A 14,823-nucleotide genomic window follows, 5' to 3' on the forward strand; every position below is an offset into this window, starting at 1 on the left:
CGACGATCAAGAGAAGTGTGCTCCGTGCCCGTATTGTCCAAAGCACCTTTGAACGATCTAACCAAATGAATCTTGTAAGCTTTGTCTGATTTCATCTCTCCTCTTTTCAGGCCATATGGGCCGATGGGAAATATATGCATAATTCACATAGAATATGTCAAGAAAACAATTATTTACATAAGCTCCCATCCTGTAGCGATGGCTATTCTTCGCCAAACTTGCTCTTGAAGTTGGGCATTGCAGCTAGCCGCGCCATCACGAATTCCCAATGATCGCGGCGCGTGGTTTTGACATGGCGGTAGCGCCACGCGCGCATCACGCGCAGCGTTAGCCCTTCGGGAGCATTATCGGCGCGTAGAATGTCTCGATCAAAATCGGCATTGGTGCGCGCCATTTCCGATATGAACTGCGCTGACATTTCCGCCGTAAGGGGAATCCAGATTTCACCCACTTTGCGCCGTGGACGACCCGGCCCCTTTTGTCGGGATGCGCGACGTTGCCGATGATATTCGCCATCGGGGAACGACGCCCATTTCGTGAGCACAAATTGCCAATGATCGGCACGGGCCTCGTGAATCTTGTTCGCGATCCAGTCATTGACCATCGCCACAGCCAATCCTGCGGGAGCGGCGGGATCATTCTCGATTATGCGCCGCGTAGATAGGCCAGTGCGTTTCCAATGGGAGCGCAGTTCCCGTTTCATCTCATGGCTTATCTTGATAATGTCGGCAGACGGATCGGAGAAATCAGGCATTGCAGGTTAAAAAAATGGGGCGGCAGGGGGTTGGAGGATTGCCGCCCCACATTAAGTTGAACAAGATAGTATCTTAATTGAATATTACTTTCGTATAAAATGAAAGATGAATTTGTTTCAAATTTTATGTATTTGTCATAATATATTAAATCAGTCCTGATATTCTCATGTCATGACTTTGGAGAGAACTTCCAACAATTTCGACATTGATTCCATCCGCCGTGCAGCGGATGCCATAGAGAACGCGGGTGCAATCGATCCTGCGATTGCCTTTGCAGCCGATGTCGAGGAAATGATCGATGATCTCCGCTTTAATCCATCGACCAACCTTGCCGAAGAGGCCGCACAGATTCTGAATTCGCCAATGGCAGCACGGTTAGATTCGGGTGTGCTTATGAATCTGCGCGCAGCCGTCAACCTTCAGGAAGAAAAACAAGAAAATGGCAGCGGCGCAATTATGCGCGGCGATACGTGGAACGAACGTCGCGAGCAGGCCGAGCGTGAGCGTAAAGAGCAGGCGCGTGTTACCGACATGGCAGACGATGCGATGGGCAATCAACTCAGCACAACGCCTGACCGCTACGGCGTAAGCCAGCGCGATTATGCGGAATTGAGTGACGAGTTCAAAACCCGCGACGGGCAAGAGCGCTTCATGAATTTCTTGCGCATGATGTATCCAAACATGAGCGATACCGAGCGGGAACGCTTTGCCGAAGATGCGCGCGTGATCGCTGCGGTTCGTTCAGGCAACGCTACCGATGCTGACCGAACCGCATACAATAATATGACCGAAGGCCGTCGCGATGACGTGTCGGGCGCATTGGGTCAGTACCAGCGAATGGATCGTCTTAACCCGACCTCGACATTGACAAACCGCGTTGACGGGCAAGCCGTTGGCGTTTCAGCAAATGCGTCAGCATTCGATCCGCGAGCTTCGACAGGCGCTAGCTTAAATTTGCTAGCCGATACCACAGGCGTAACACCAATTTCCGTTGCATCATCGGTTGATGGGCAAACCAGCATTTCGGGAGCGCAGCCCTTGCGTGTGAATTTTGCGGCGGCAAATGCAGCCACCGTGCCATTGGATCAGCCCGCATCTCCGCAAATTGTCGCAAGCGTTTCGCCGCCAGCACCATTGCCAGCTGCTAGTGCGGGATTGGATGTTTGATTATTATTGTGTTCCGCCAGCGATGGACGGGGAGAGCATTGCAACCGTGCGGGTGCCGTTAAGGCGTTCAAGTGCGGCGGGTGTATAATCGGTATCCACCATCAATGCCAAGCGCGCGGCTTCGCCATTGGCGGTATAGGTCATAAGAGACGCACCGCGCACCTCCACATTTCCAAAGAGAACAATTGGGCGACCAAGGCGGTCGCCACCGCTGCCGTTTGAAAATACGGTATTGGCCACGACCATCGGTCGTGTGCCGAGGGCGGCATTCTGATCCACCACTTGATTGAATGATCCGCCGAGATAGGCATCGCGGGGAATGGACGGCTGGCGCGCATCATATAGGCGCACGTTCGTCAAACGCGCGCGCACGCACATCTCGGTGGACGCTTCCTCGCGTGGACGATTGCCAGCAAGATTATAGCCGACGCTTCCATCAGCATTTGAGGTAATGACTTCCGCGCTTTCTGTTACGCGGCTAGCCTCTCCGCGTGCGTCACGTTCCTGAACGCCGCTTCGGTTGCCGATAATCATCGTGCGTTGGCCTTGAGCGCGAAGTGCCGCGTTCATATCGGCCATCGGGAGACATTGGCCCGCTTGAAGCTGAGGTGCCGGAGTCGATTGCGCGAGCGCAATGGTGGACGGGGTTGCACAAGCCAGTGCGCCGCTAATAGCGGTGCCTGCCACTAATTTCATCGCGTTTGATAAAGTTGCCATCGCAAACCTACTTGTCTTGTCTTTAATTCGCCTGCACGGCGTCTCGTATTCCATAGTCATTGAGACTTTTTTTTCTTGGCTATATTCGCTACGTATGGTATCTTTTCATCGTTGAATTTCGGCGGTTTTCCGTCTTGGTGAGCATCCCTCGCGGGACAAAAAGAACAGTCTCACAAAGGATGGTTTGTGAGACTCGCCAGCGAGAGGTCGCATGACAGCCAAAAACTCTAGGAAATCCCTGCTTTTGCGGGCGGATTGCGACGCCATAAGGGTGGCGTCCGCACCGTCTGAAACCCTCAAACGGGTGGGCTATGTGCGCGTCAGCACGGGGGAACAGAATACCGATTTACAGTATGACGCGCTCAAAAAGGCGGGGTGCGATCCGATCTTTGAGGATCGGATCACTGGCGTCGCGTTCACGCGCGACGGGCTGGATCGCGCCTTGGCCTATATCGGCCAGGGCGACAAATTGGTGGTGTGGCGATTGGATAGGCTTGGTCGCTCAATCCCGCACGTCATGACGATCGTGGGCGATCTGGCCAATAAGGGCGCGAGCCTTGTCAGCATCGGCGAGGGATTCGACACCGGCAACGAGGCCGGTGAACTATACTCGACAATTCTTGCCATGATTGCGCATGTCGAGCGTCGCATGATCGTCGCGCGCACCAAGGCTGGCCTCGCCGCCGCAAAAGCGCGCGGCGTCCGCCTTGGCGCGAAACCAAAAATGCACCCATGTCAGATTGCTGAGGCGGCATCGTTGATGCGCACCGAAAAGGCCGAAGCCGTTGCGCACAGATTTTCAATCAGCCGCGCGACTTTGTTTCGACATCTGCGCACTCATCGCGGCGCGCAGAATCTTCTGAATTGAATTCGTCGATGCATCCGCCAATAAGCGGCATATAGAAAGATGGGGTAATGTCGGAAGCAAACGAAACACTCATCACGCTGACTGCCGACATTGTGGCGGCGCATGTGAGCAACAACAGCGTCGCGATCAGCGACCTGCCGCTATTGATCGCGAGCGTGCACGGCTCGCTCGCGGGATTGGGACAGGCCACGGAGGCCGAGGCCCCCAAGCAGGAGCCAGCGGTCTCTATTCGCACATCGGTCAAGCCAGATCACATCGTGTGCCTTGAGGACGGGAAGAAACTCAAGATGCTCAAGCGGCATCTGATGACTCACTATGGCATGAGCCCCGATGATTACCGCGCCAAATGGGGACTCCCTAAAGACTATCCGATGGTCGCCCCGAACTATGCCGCCATGCGCGCCGAGCTGGCGAAGGTGATCGGCTTGGGCAAGAAGGGCGGTCGCCGCAAGCAGCCCGCAGCGGCAGCGCCTGCAAAGCGCGGACGGAAACCTGCCGCCTCATAAAGAGGCGGCGGGCTCTATCGGCTCAGCCCGTCAATCAATGCCTTCGGCTTCGACAACATCGAATGTGAGGCTTCCCGAAAAGAAGCCGCGCGTCCGCCGTGCCTCAGCAAGCATCGCGTGAACCTCATCGACGCTTTGGCGGACGATGTGGACATGTCTTGTCCCAAACATCGGCGCGACAATTATGGTGCCGTGCTCGCCCTTCGCGACTGACCTGATGCACAGTGTACTGAGACGGATCGTCTTTGATGGTTCAGCTTCGCACTGCATGACATTCCCCGAAACGGTCGAGTGCCCTTCATTCCTGCAATCGCACTTTGAGCGCAAGGATGAATGGCAGGCGCAATGACAACGTGTCGTTTCAATAGCCTCCGCATGAGGTAAAACAGACGTCCAACGCCGACCATCAACGTGCTTGCCAATGCAATTTGTCGTAGCACGTAATGGTCGGCGTTATTTAGATGTCCCGCACTCTCAGTCGAACTTGACGAGGTTGAGCGCAGGAAGCGGGCCACCCGGAAACTGCACGAGTTGACCGCCGATTGCGAGCGAACCCAAATCGATGCCGAAGAATCCGAGACGGTCGATCAATGCACCGATCTCGGCTTTCGCCGCTGCATCGTCACCCGAATAGAACAGCACACGTTTACCGCCTTCGGTCGCGGGATCGCCAGCAACCAGCGGCGGAGCCAGATGGTTGAAGGCTTTGACGACGCGCGCACCCGGAACGAGTTCGGCAAACACCTGTGATGACACGCGCCCGCCGAGATCAGCCGGTTTGAACAACGGCGCTTCAATCGGATTGTTCGCATCGATCACGATGCGCCCTTCGAAATCGGGAAGGCCAGCGAGGGCAGCGGGCAGTTTCGACCAGTTGACGGCGACGAAGACAATATCCTTCGAGGCCGCTTCCTCGCGTGTTCCCGCCGTGATGCTGGGACCGATTGCCGCAACCGTTTCGGTCAGGCTTTCAGGGCCACGGCTATTCGAAAGCGTCGCAGGAATATTGTGACGTGCGAGAGCTGTGGCGAATGCGCGGCCGATATGACCTGCGCCGATGATTCCAATGGTGGACATTTGATGTTCTCCTTGTGTTTGGGTTGAAAGGTTCAGGCCGTGAGACCGCCATCGGCCACGATGTCTGCGCCGGTGACGAACGCCGCTTCGTCGCTTGCGAGGAAGGCAACGACACTCGCAATTTCATGCGGTTGACCGTAGCGGCCAATGGCCATGCCGGGGCCGACAATGGATGCGATTGGACCGTCCGCCGGATTCATGTCGGTATCGGTCGGGCCGGGATGCACGGTATTGACCGTGATGCCCTTCGGCCCGAGGTCGCGGACGAGCGAGCGGTTGAAGCCCGTCACCGCGCCTTTGGTCAGCGTATAGACCGATGCGGTAGGGAATGCCGCATAGCGTGTCATCGACGAGCCGATATGGATGATGCGCCCGCCTGCCGTCATATGACGAACGGCTTCCTGCGTCGCGACGAACACGCCGGTCACATTGACCGCCAGCATCCGCTCATAATCTTCGAATTTGAACTCTTCGATGGGCGCGTTGACCGCAACACCGGCATTGTTGACGAGAATATCGATGCGACCGAGCGTCTCGACCGTTTGCGTAACGGCGGCGCGAACGGCAGCGGGATCGCCAGCATCCGCCTTGATGGCGATGGCCTTGCCGCCTTCGGCTTCGATGTCGGTGACGACTTGCGCAGCCCGGTCAGGCGAGGCGCTGTAGGTCAGGGCAACGGCGGCTCCGTCGGCGGCGAGACGCTTGGCGATGGCGGCTCCGATTGAGCGCGAGCCACCCGTTACGAGGGCGACTTTTCCGGCGAGGGGATTGAGGGATTGGGTCATGGTTTCACTCCTTTGGTTGGTTGATGGAGTGATTATGGCGCGATTATTCCCCTTGAATTAGACGGTATTGATTTGGTATCATTTCAATGATTGCTTGAAAGTAAGTGCGTGGAAACCTTAGCCAACCTTGAATCCTTTGTGCGTAGTGCGGAATATGGCAGCTTCTCGGAAGCTGCCCGCCGACTGATGCTGACGCCTGCGGCCGTCAGCCGCAACGTCGCTATGCTGGAGCGGAATTTGGGGGTTCGACTCTTCCATCGCTCGACCCGCAAGCTCACACTGACCGAGGCGGGCGAAGCATTTCGCCTCTCGATTGCTGATAATCTCGGCCATATTCAGGCGGCTATTGCGGGGATCGCCTCGGATAGCGGGGAGCCGGTTGGCACGCTGAAGATCAGCATCGCGCCCACATTCGGCATGATGCACATCCTTCCGATGTTGCCGAAATTTCTTTCGCGCTATCCGAGGATAAAACCCGAGTTTCATTTCGAAAATCGCGCGGTCGATTTGATTGCAGAAGGCTATGATGTCGCGATCGGCGGCGGCTTCGAATTGTCACCGGCGATAGTGTCGCGCACGCTTGCTCCCGCGCATATCATTGCAGTGGCGTCGCCCGATTATATGAACGGTCATGTATCTCCTAACGATCCGGCTGGGCTGCAATCGCTGACAGGGATCGTGATGCGTTCTCTACAGACAGGTCGCATTCGCCAATGGACCATGCGCAACGCGGCGGGCGCTGAAATGCCCGCGCCGTTATCCGAATCCATCGTCGTCAATGATCCCGCTGCGATGCGGGAGGCGGCATTGCTCGGCCTTGGCGTTGCCATGCTCGCGGTGCCAGACGTTCAGCCTCAACTTGAAAATGGCAGCCTTATCCGCCTTGTTCCGCGCTGGTATTCGGACGCGGGGGCGATCTCAATCTATTATGCGTCGAGGAGTCTGCTGCCCGCTAAAACGCGCGTCTTCGTTGATTGGGTAGCCGATGCGTTCAAACGGGAAAAACTGGCGGAGCGGTTCGCTGGCAGTCTGTCGTAGGAGCGAGAGGCTCATTGCAATGCTCGGTTCTATCGACTCCGCATTGGGCGAAACAGGCGTCTAACGCCGACTGCAAGATGTGTGCGTAACTACAAACTGCGTTCTTCGTTTCACACATCTTGGCAAGGGAGACGCTGCGCTCTCCCGTTGCATCCCTCTCGCCGCTGGCACATTTCCCAGCCCTATACCGCACACGGATCTGCATGACGCAGATCGGCGGCAGGGGCGTGAATGTGCCAGTGCAACCTGTGGCCGTTGCATCGCCAGTCAGGGAGCGTTCCTGCTTCCCCGACACCCCATGACCGAAGGGAGACTTCGTTCTCCCTTGGAACCCATCGACCAACCCTCGCGGATTGGATGCGCACCATCGTCATACCGATGGACCACGAACAGGAGTGTGCCTGCCCCTTGCAACCCCGCTTGATGATCCTGAATGCATGTCCGCGAACGATCTTCCTCAGCCTATTTTCGATTGGCAGCAGATGACGGTAGCGGATCGATTCATCACTCGCTAATGACAAAATCATGGCCAGCTAACGTGACCACAATTCCTTGCATTCAGGTTTTGTTCTCGTTATGTGCCAACGAGAGAGAAGTCTGACAAGGAAGTGAACTAAATATGCCATCAGCCTCACCGGAGAGTGCCTCACTTTCGCGATCAAAGCGTTCGCCGAAAGTCGTCAAGGACTGCTACGGCTACGAGGGGGCTACGGGGCATTGCGCCGCCCTGATGCATGGCGATTCGGCTAAGATGCTAAAGTCGCTTCCCGGCGACGTGTTCAATGTGGCCGTGACTTCGCCTCCCTATTTTTGGGTGCGCGACTACGGGTATGATGGCCAACTCGGACATGAGGCGTCCGTGGATGCCTACATCGATGCTCTGATGGAGGTGTTCGACGAAGTGAAGCGAACCCTCCACCCCGAAGGTGTTTTCTTCCTCAACATCGGTGACACTTATTACTCTGGGAACGGCCAGCCACACGGCAGCGATCCGAAATGCGCGTCCCGAAATTTTCTCCGTCAGAAGGTCAGGCCGGTTGATGTCAGCGGATGGGATATCCCGAAAAAAAGCATGATCGGCATTCCGTGGAAGGTGGCCTTTGCCATGCAGGAGCGCGGCTGGACACTTCGCAGCTCCATTATTTGGAATCGCTGCAACGCCTTCGTCGAACCCACAGCTCGCGACCGCCCTTATCGGCAATACGAGTTTGTCTTCATGTTCTCGAAAAGCCGCTTTTACAGCTTTGACCGATCAAAGCTTGTCGAAGAGGACGTGTGGAACATACCGATTGAGCGGAACCGTCGTGCGAAACATAACGCGGCATTCCCATCGGAATTGGTGCGCCGCTGTATCGAGGTTGGCAGCCCGCCGAACGGGCATGTGCTTGATCCATTCGTGGGAAGTGGCACGACTGTTCTCACGGCGCTTGCAAATCATCGCAACGTGGTCGGGATCGATATGAGTGACGGCTATATCGACTATATCCAAAGTGCTGTTGAGGCCGAAGGCTTCACCCCCGCTGAATGGTCGACAATCGAGAAGAGACTCAAGAACCCCTCTGCGCTATGGCGGAGTTGGGATGGAAATCGTATGAACTTCCGCAAACCGGGAACCAAAGGATAAGAATCATTCGTGCAATACTTTGACGTGTCGACCCTCAAAGGCGCCATAACGGCCCTTGAGGGGATTAGTGCGAACTGGCTTATCCCTGCGTTCGTGTTCGCAGCGAACGACGTCGGCACAAGCGATTTGGTCGATATTTCCAAACGCAAAGGCACGGATCAGTTTCTAGACCACTATTTCAATGGCGAGCTGATTGGCCTTCCGCCGTTTGCGAGCGGCAACAATCTCATGCGGCCCCGTTTGAAAGGGGTGAAGCGGGAATACCCAGATGACTACGTGATCCGTCAGGACACGAAGATGTGGGGCAACCTTTTTTCCAGTCGCGGCTATCGCGAAATGCGTCAGCGCGGGGAACTCGAAGGTGAAAAAGCGAATGTTCGCTTAACCGAAAATTTTCAAACGGCTTTCGAGCAGCAGATTCCGGCAACGTTCGAGTTTGAGGATTTTATCGTTTGGCTTTTTGCATTCGAAGGATTCCCAGACGAGATTTCGTCGTGGCAGGAGTTGTTTGACCGTCTTCTCGTTGAGAAACTTGGTCTGACGGAATTCCAAGAACCTTATCGGGGACGTTTCAAGCTAACCGCTAATCGTGATTGGCCCGCCACCATCAACGTCAGACCAACAAACGATGAGTTCCAAGCGGAGTTAGCGGCCGGCATCATGGCGGCATTGGCTGCGCCTCTGCCCCCCGTGCCTGTAACCGAAGAGACAACATCGCTCAGTCTCGATGATCCAGCATTGGCGACGGTGCAAAATGCGATTGCAAAAGATACGAGCAGATCGTTTTTGCTTGCTGGGCCGCCCGGAACCGGAAAAACCCATCTTGCACATCAGATTGCCGCAGCGCTTGCAGGCGGTGATGTCGACCGCGTCCTGTTTCTACAGTTTCATCCAGCCTTTGGTTATGATGATTTCGTTGAAGGGTTTCGCCCTGCCGAATCCAAAGGCAGCGATGGTTCAAAGGGCGTCACCTATGTCCTCGAAGATCGCCACTTTCTGAAATTTGCGGAGAAGGCCAGCAAGGCTCAAGATCAGCTTTTCGTCGTCGTGATCGACGAGCTTAATCGCGGTGACGTTGCGCGGATTTTTGGCGAGCTGCTGACCTATCTCGAACTCGATTACCGCGATAAAGAGTTTACGCTTGCAATCTCAGGACGCCCGATCTCGCTGCCGAGAAATTTGGTGGTCTTGGCGACAGCAAATCCGTTCGACCGGTCAGTGACCGATCTTGATGACGCTCTTTTGCGTCGTTTCATCGTGATTATGATGGAGCCTGATAAGGCGTTTCTCGAAGCACATCTCAAGAGTGCGGGCGTCGAGGAACGAGTTTGGCGGCGCACCCTTCGGCTGTTTGACATCCTCAACGATGCTTTGCCGGTTGGTTTCGGCCACACGAATTTCCTCAAAGTCCGCTCCATTGAAGACTTGGCGGAAGTATGGACAGGGCGTGTCCAACTCGGATTGCAGCGCGCACTTTTCCATGAGCGCCAACGGTACGAGGGGCTGCAAACCGAAATTGAGGAACTGCTCAAAATTGATGAAGCGGCGGAGGCGGCTGGAGAAGACGATCCAGCAGTCTGAGCAATGGCGCGTAATGCATGACCACCGCCGCGCGCATTGTCGAAATTCAGGAACGGGGTCAACGCTACTTTCCTCGCGCTGACCTCGTTGACGCGCAAGGTCGGTCTTTAATTCTCCCCGAAACGCGGCAACTCAGTGCCATCGAAGTGACAGATGTTACCGATGGCGCGAGACTCGTGGCACTCGGATTGATTGGCTATCTGCCGCTCACTGCCGACATCACTCTAAACATCGTTCCGAAATTTCCTATCCAGAACCTCTGGACTATGCTCGACATCGGCGGAGAAAATTATCGGAATATCCTCCCAACAATTCGACGTTACCAGACGAGCGCGAACCCCGCTCCGATCCAAATGTTGGCGCGGAGTTTTTGCCACTATCTACGGCAAGCCGTCGCCTCAGGTTTCGAGCGTAGCTATTATGCGCGACGCCAAACGGGCTATTACAAGCCGCGCGTGGAATTTGGCCCGACGATCAACCAGTTTATCTCGCGAGGCAATCCGGTCGATACCGTTTCAAACGTCTTTGAATTCGGTCTCGACAGCCCCGTAAATCGCGTCGTCAAATCTGCCTGCGTCCGCTTCGCGAGCCTTCTACCTGCTGAGGAAGCATGGAACGAAGAACGCCGCCTTCTTCGTTATGCGCTTGAGACGCTCCAGCGAGTCCAGACGCGCGAACCTTCGGCTTTGGATTTCGACACCGAAGCGTCGGTATCGCGAAGACTACGCCCACAATATTCGGGGATGCTGCGCATCTACCACCTCTTGCTGACTGGTGGTGGCATTTCGTTCACGTTCGAACCTGGTGGTAAAGAATTGCCGTCGTTCCTCTTCAATCTCGATGACATTTTCGAGCGATTTGTGAGGCGGGCAATCGCGACGGGCTTTCGCACGCACGGGATCAGCGTCCTTGACGGCAACAAGCATCAAGGGCGATTGTTCGAGGACAGTCGCGTATATCCTACCAAATCCGACATCATATTTCGCAGGTCGAAGCATGAGGTCATCGGCATTGGCGAGGTCAAATACAAACCGAAGCTCAAGGAGGCCGATCGCTATCAGATCATTAGTCATGTGACGTCTGCGAAATCGCCTATCGGCATTCTGTTTACGCCCGCCAATATCGGTGAGAGCCAACGATTGGAGCGAATTGGCCGCATGGCGACAGGAGCGCAGTTCTATCACTACCGTGTCGACATTCAGGGCGACATACAAGCAGCCGTTGACCAGATGATCGTAGACATCGCTGGTATTCTGCCTCCGGGAGCCGTTTAACAATTTTCCGGTTCAAATGATCCGACGCTTCGTTCAGCTAGCGGCCACCATTCCTTCCACTGCACCCTGAGTTTCATCCGCGAATGTGGCTGAGGCCGTCTGCCCGTCAACAGGCTGCCCGATCCATTCGCTGCGCTCCCGTGTTGCCCGTTCCGCCTGCGGCTGACTGAGCCGACTTACCCCCAGCCCGATCCCTTCGCGTCCTCAGGATACAGCGAAAGGAGATCAGGACATGACCACCTCATCACATGAACGCTTCGACGTTTACACCGCCATCACCAATCAGATCATCAACGCCATCGAGGCCGGTTCCGGCGACAATGTGCAACTGCCTTGGCACCGCAACGGCGGATCGATCCAACGCCCGACCAACATCGCGAGCCGCAAAGCCTATCGCGGCGTCAACACCGTCGCTCTCTGGGCCGCCGCCGATGCTTGCGGGTTCGAGCATGGCATGTGGGGAACCTACCGCCAGTGGCAGGAGAAGGGCGCGCAAGTCCGCAAGGGCGAGAAATCCTCGCTAATCATCTTCTATCGCGATCTTGATCCGAGCGAGTCTGCATCATCGGATAATGGCGATGAGCAGCAGAGCCGTTTCTTCGTCGCCCGTGCATCGCGGGTGTTCAACGCGGCGCAGGTCGATGGTTTAGACATTGAACCTTCGGAACCCGCCGTTGACCGCATCGACCCGTGCGAACGTGCCGAGCAGTTCATCCAAGCTACCGGCGCGACTATCATGACCGGCGGCACCCGTGCATTCTACAATACGGTCAGTGACAGCATCACGATGCCGGATCGTCATCGCTTCGTCGGCACCGCGACGAGCAGTGCATCCGAAGGCTGGTATTCGACCTTGCTCCACGAGCTGACCCACTGGTCAGGCGCATCGTCCCGTTGTGATCGCACGTTCGGCAAACGCTTTGGCGACAATGCCTATGCGATGGAAGAGATGGTTGCCGAGCTTAGCGCGGCATTCCTCTGCGGCGATCTTGGGATCACCGCAGAGCCGCGTGCAGACCATGCCGAATATATCGGTCACTGGCTTCGCATCCTCAAAGCCGACAGCAAGGCGATCTTCACGGCGGCAAGCGCAGCCAACAAAGCCGCCGAGTTCCTGACCCGTCTTGCCGACACCGAACAACGGGAGGCGGCATAGCCGCCTTTCGATATCGATACTGTCCTAACGTGGGGCCGCTTGTCGGCCCCTTTTCATTGCTGCCTCGCATTTGGGATCATCCGTTGATGATGCCGGTGAGAGTGGCGGGCGCTGATCGCCCGTCAACGGGTTGCCCGATCCATTCGCTATTCGCTCCCGTGTTTCCCGTTTCCCGCCTGTGGCGGTGACGGACGACCGACCGCGCCCGCCGCTTTGCCTCCCCGTCCACCGGACGAACCCAAACGCCAAAGGAGGCAGACATGAAAACCGACTACGCAATCATTCACAAAAACTGGAACGGCATCGAGATCGAAATTCGCTGGAACGCCGATTACGTCGCGTTCGACGATGGGGAATCAATGGCCCATCTCGAAGTCCAGAGCATCAAGCCAGCCCGCGCGCCGTTGCCGATTACCGAAACCGGCTATCGCTCGCACTTCATCCCCCGCAGCAGTGTCGATCATATGGGCGGTCCCGAAGCCTATGTCGAAGCATGGATCGCCGAGGTCGCGAATACGCCTGTATGGCGCAATGCCGAGGCCGCATCCCGCCAACTCGCGCTCTTTTGAGCGCGGGTTATCCGTTGAGCTTCGTTTCCAGTGCGGAAATCGCAGTCATCAACTCGTCGAATGAGGGCGGCGGCGTCATGAACATCTCCGACATGGCGGCATAGTCGTCCGCCAGACGCGCGCGCAGTTCGTCATTCGGGGCAAGGCGGAGCGTGCCGAGTTTCGCCGTGCCATAGGATGCCTTATTGTCCGCGAACATCAGGCTCTTGTTGAGCACGACCTTGGCGAGCAGATCAGGCTCTTGCTTGGCTGCATCGTCAATGCCTTTCGCCGCCAGCATCATCGTATCGTAATAATGGCGGGACATTTCGGGCAGCAGTTTGGTGCCGTGATGAAGGGCGTGGAGGATCGTCACCTTCTCCCAAAAGGTGCGCTCCACCGATAGCGTTGACACGGACACCGATGCATCGGGCAGCTCATCGGGAAATTCGGCTGCGAGATAGGGCGTGATCGTTCGGGTTTCCGAAGGTTCGGTTTCACCGCGCGCGCCGAATTCGAGTTTGATGCGCGGCTTGATATAGCCATCTTCGCCTTCGCCGAAGGCACCGACGCCGAAACGTCCCGACCCGAAGCCGCGACCATAGTTCAGCAGCTTCGGATAGCGGAACAGGATCGTTTGCGCGTCCCGATCATCGGGATCGAGCACCACGTCCCATCCATCCTTTGTGCCGAACGCGCGTTCAATCGCGGTCGCCATCTCGGCAAGAGCAATAGATTCGACATAGGATTGCGCGGCGGCTTTGAGCGCCTTCGTGCGGCGATCCCGTTCCTTGCCGCTTATCCCGTCCTCCATCGGCGGGAGAGTATCGACGATCAAAGGCGCATCGCGCCCGATGGTGAGGTCGATGTCCTCCGAGAAGCGTTCTATGATGCCATAGGCTTTCGAGAGAGATGTGCCGCCCTTGAAGGTGAGGTGATCGCGCAGCACCGACACTTCCATCAGGCGGCGCAGTGTCCAGCAGACCCAGAAATCCTTTTCGATGATGATCGGCGTGACATCACGCCGCGCTGCCGCCTCATTGATGAAGGCGAGGCGATCATCGGCGGGTCTGCGCGCAAATTCATCCATGTCGAACCAAACCTATCTTGAGCACCGCATCGCTCATCCAGCCCGGCATAAGCGGCTGCGCTTTCGTCAGGGCTTTGAAATCGCGGTCATCGATCTGTGCCGACAGGCGTTGGATAAGATCGTCGTCGATCTTATCTTTGCCGACATGGGCGAGCAGTTGCAGAACCGCGTTCGCATCGGGCGATGCGTCATCAAGGATCGGGGCGCGTGACCGCTTGAGCGCGATGGTGCGACCGGCGACTTTCTTGACGCGCGTCTGTCCGCTGGTTGCATAGCTTGTCTTGGCCGGAACTTGCGTGGAGATGCCGAGACGGTTGGCAGCCTGCGCACCTGAGGAGGAGAGTTTGTCACCGCTTTGCGTCGCAACCGCCTGCGCAATGGTGTCGGCATCGGGGGTGAGTGCGCCGAGCTTGTCATGCAGCTTGGGGTAATCATAAAGGCCACGCCCGATGCGCCGAATCTGGCTCGCCTGCACGAGACGGGTCAGCGCCATGTCGATGGACGCACGGGTGCCGAGGTCGAGAAAATCCTTGGGCGTAAAGGCCCAGCCGCGCCCTTTCCCGCGCACACGCTTCATGATTTTGTCGGTTACGGCAGACATTTTTCTCATCCTTCTTGTTAGATAATAGCACGTTAT

General features: G+C 56.5%; 15 protein-coding genes. 9 read left to right on the forward strand and 6 right to left on the reverse strand.

All coding sequences use genetic code 11. The annotated features are described in order from the left end of the window. Nucleotides 1-202: 202 nt before the first annotated feature. On the reverse strand, nucleotides 203-754 hold the full coding sequence (locus QOL79_RS07205; protein ID WP_283419128.1) for a hypothetical protein: 552 nt from the start codon (nucleotides 752-754) through the stop codon (nucleotides 203-205). Nucleotides 755-926: 172 nt separating this feature from the next. Here QOL79_RS07205 and QOL79_RS07210 point away from each other — a divergent pair, with 172 nt between their 5' ends. Continuing rightward, entirely contained in the window at nucleotides 927-1,922 is a 996-nt protein-coding gene (locus QOL79_RS07210; protein ID WP_283419129.1) for a hypothetical protein, read from the forward strand. 3 nt (nucleotides 1,923-1,925) lie between these two features. Here the strand turns inward: QOL79_RS07210 and QOL79_RS07215 are convergent, their stop codons facing one another. Continuing rightward, nucleotides 1,926-2,501: a hypothetical protein gene (locus QOL79_RS07215; protein WP_283419130.1), complete on the reverse strand. Its 576-nt coding sequence runs from the start codon at nucleotides 2,499-2,501 to the stop codon at nucleotides 1,926-1,928. A 349-nt stretch (nucleotides 2,502-2,850) separates the two neighbouring features. Between QOL79_RS07215 and QOL79_RS07220 the strand changes: the two genes are divergently transcribed. Together QOL79_RS07220 and QOL79_RS07225 are read left to right on the forward strand one after the other, a co-directional pair. Continuing rightward, on the forward strand, nucleotides 2,851-3,507 hold the full coding sequence (locus QOL79_RS07220; RefSeq protein WP_283419131.1) for a recombinase family protein: 657 nt from the start codon (nucleotides 2,851-2,853) through the stop codon (nucleotides 3,505-3,507). A 47-nt stretch (nucleotides 3,508-3,554) separates the two neighbouring features. Next, nucleotides 3,555-4,013 (forward strand): Ros/MucR family transcriptional regulator, encoded by a 459-nt coding sequence (locus QOL79_RS07225; protein ID WP_283419132.1) that lies wholly within the window; start codon nucleotides 3,555-3,557, stop codon nucleotides 4,011-4,013. A 474-nt stretch (nucleotides 4,014-4,487) separates the two neighbouring features. Here QOL79_RS07225 and QOL79_RS07230 read toward each other — a convergent pair whose 3' ends face one another. Both QOL79_RS07230 and QOL79_RS07235 read right to left on the reverse strand, forming a co-directional pair. Continuing rightward, nucleotides 4,488-5,090 (reverse strand): NADPH-dependent F420 reductase, encoded by a 603-nt coding sequence (locus tag QOL79_RS07230; protein ID WP_283419133.1) that lies wholly within the window; start codon nucleotides 5,088-5,090, stop codon nucleotides 4,488-4,490. 32 nt (nucleotides 5,091-5,122) lie between these two features. Further along, nucleotides 5,123-5,875, reverse strand: coding sequence for a 3-oxoacyl-ACP reductase family protein (locus QOL79_RS07235; RefSeq protein ID WP_283419134.1), 753 nt, complete (start codon nucleotides 5,873-5,875; stop codon nucleotides 5,123-5,125). A gap of 108 nt (nucleotides 5,876-5,983) precedes the next feature. Here QOL79_RS07235 and QOL79_RS07240 point away from each other — a divergent pair, with 108 nt between their 5' ends. The 6 genes from QOL79_RS07240 to QOL79_RS07265 all read left to right on the forward strand — a co-directional run bounded on the left by QOL79_RS07240 (nucleotide 5,984) and on the right by QOL79_RS07265 (nucleotide 13,117). Continuing rightward, nucleotides 5,984-6,913 (forward strand): LysR family transcriptional regulator, encoded by a 930-nt coding sequence (locus QOL79_RS07240; RefSeq protein WP_283419135.1) that lies wholly within the window; start codon nucleotides 5,984-5,986, stop codon nucleotides 6,911-6,913. Nucleotides 6,914-7,664: 751 nt separating this feature from the next. Continuing rightward, on the forward strand, nucleotides 7,665-8,537 hold the full coding sequence (locus tag QOL79_RS07245) for a DNA-methyltransferase (protein ID WP_283419136.1): 873 nt from the start codon (nucleotides 7,665-7,667) through the stop codon (nucleotides 8,535-8,537). 24 nt (nucleotides 8,538-8,561) lie between these two features. Beyond that, complete coding sequence (locus QOL79_RS07250; RefSeq protein WP_283419137.1) at nucleotides 8,562-10,118, forward strand: McrB family protein; 1,557 nt, start codon at nucleotides 8,562-8,564, stop codon at nucleotides 10,116-10,118. 17 nt (nucleotides 10,119-10,135) lie between these two features. Continuing rightward, entirely contained in the window at nucleotides 10,136-11,392 is a 1,257-nt protein-coding gene (locus tag QOL79_RS07255) for an McrC family protein (RefSeq protein ID WP_283419138.1), read from the forward strand. A 232-nt stretch (nucleotides 11,393-11,624) separates the two neighbouring features. Continuing rightward, nucleotides 11,625-12,548: an ArdC family protein gene (locus tag QOL79_RS07260; RefSeq protein ID WP_283419139.1), complete on the forward strand. Its 924-nt coding sequence runs from the start codon at nucleotides 11,625-11,627 to the stop codon at nucleotides 12,546-12,548. Nucleotides 12,549-12,808: 260 nt separating this feature from the next. Next, nucleotides 12,809-13,117 (forward strand): hypothetical protein, encoded by a 309-nt coding sequence (locus QOL79_RS07265; protein WP_283419140.1) that lies wholly within the window; start codon nucleotides 12,809-12,811, stop codon nucleotides 13,115-13,117. Between the two features lie 7 nt (nucleotides 13,118-13,124). Here the strand turns inward: QOL79_RS07265 and QOL79_RS07270 are convergent, their stop codons facing one another. Beyond that, entirely contained in the window at nucleotides 13,125-14,186 is a 1,062-nt protein-coding gene (locus tag QOL79_RS07270; protein ID WP_283419141.1) for a nucleotidyl transferase AbiEii/AbiGii toxin family protein, read from the reverse strand. Next, nucleotides 14,179-14,787, reverse strand: a complete 609-nt coding sequence (locus tag QOL79_RS07275; protein ID WP_283419142.1) for a DUF6088 family protein — start codon at nucleotides 14,785-14,787, stop codon at nucleotides 14,179-14,181. The genes QOL79_RS07270 and QOL79_RS07275 overlap by 8 nt, the downstream gene beginning before the upstream one ends. Between the last annotated feature and the right edge of the window lie 36 nt (nucleotides 14,788-14,823).

Source organism: Sphingopyxis sp. Geo48 (assembly GCF_949769155.1).
GTDB lineage: Bacteria > Pseudomonadota > Alphaproteobacteria > Sphingomonadales > Sphingomonadaceae > Sphingopyxis.

What these genes read in the sequence shown, in the direction of transcription:
- QOL79_RS07220 (WP_283419131.1), top strand. Translation starts at nt 2,851, where the DNA reads ATGACAGCCAAAAACTCTAGGAAATCCCTGCTTTTGCGGGCGGATTGC.
- QOL79_RS07245 (WP_283419136.1), top strand. Translation starts at nt 7,665, where the DNA reads ATGCTAAAGTCGCTTCCCGGCGACGTGTTCAATGTGGCCGTGACTTCG.
- QOL79_RS07275 (WP_283419142.1), bottom strand. Translation starts at nt 14,787, where the DNA reads ATGTCTGCCGTAACCGACAAAATCATGAAGCGTGTGCGCGGGAAAGGG.
- QOL79_RS07230 (WP_283419133.1), bottom strand. Translation starts at nt 5,090, where the DNA reads ATGTCCACCATTGGAATCATCGGCGCAGGTCATATCGGCCGCGCATTC.
- QOL79_RS07235 (WP_283419134.1), bottom strand. Translation starts at nt 5,875, where the DNA reads ATGACCCAATCCCTCAATCCCCTCGCCGGAAAAGTCGCCCTCGTAACG.
- QOL79_RS07215 (WP_283419130.1), bottom strand. Translation starts at nt 2,501, where the DNA reads ATGGCCGATATGAACGCGGCACTTCGCGCTCAAGGCCAACGCACGATG.
- QOL79_RS07255 (WP_283419138.1), top strand. Translation starts at nt 10,136, where the DNA reads ATGACCACCGCCGCGCGCATTGTCGAAATTCAGGAACGGGGTCAACGC.
- QOL79_RS07260 (WP_283419139.1), top strand. Translation starts at nt 11,625, where the DNA reads ATGACCACCTCATCACATGAACGCTTCGACGTTTACACCGCCATCACC.
- QOL79_RS07210 (WP_283419129.1), top strand. Translation starts at nt 927, where the DNA reads ATGACTTTGGAGAGAACTTCCAACAATTTCGACATTGATTCCATCCGC.
- QOL79_RS07225 (WP_283419132.1), top strand. Translation starts at nt 3,555, where the DNA reads ATGTCGGAAGCAAACGAAACACTCATCACGCTGACTGCCGACATTGTG.
- QOL79_RS07265 (WP_283419140.1), top strand. Translation starts at nt 12,809, where the DNA reads ATGAAAACCGACTACGCAATCATTCACAAAAACTGGAACGGCATCGAG.
- QOL79_RS07270 (WP_283419141.1), bottom strand. Translation starts at nt 14,186, where the DNA reads ATGGATGAATTTGCGCGCAGACCCGCCGATGATCGCCTCGCCTTCATC.
- QOL79_RS07205 (WP_283419128.1), bottom strand. Translation starts at nt 754, where the DNA reads ATGCCTGATTTCTCCGATCCGTCTGCCGACATTATCAAGATAAGCCAT.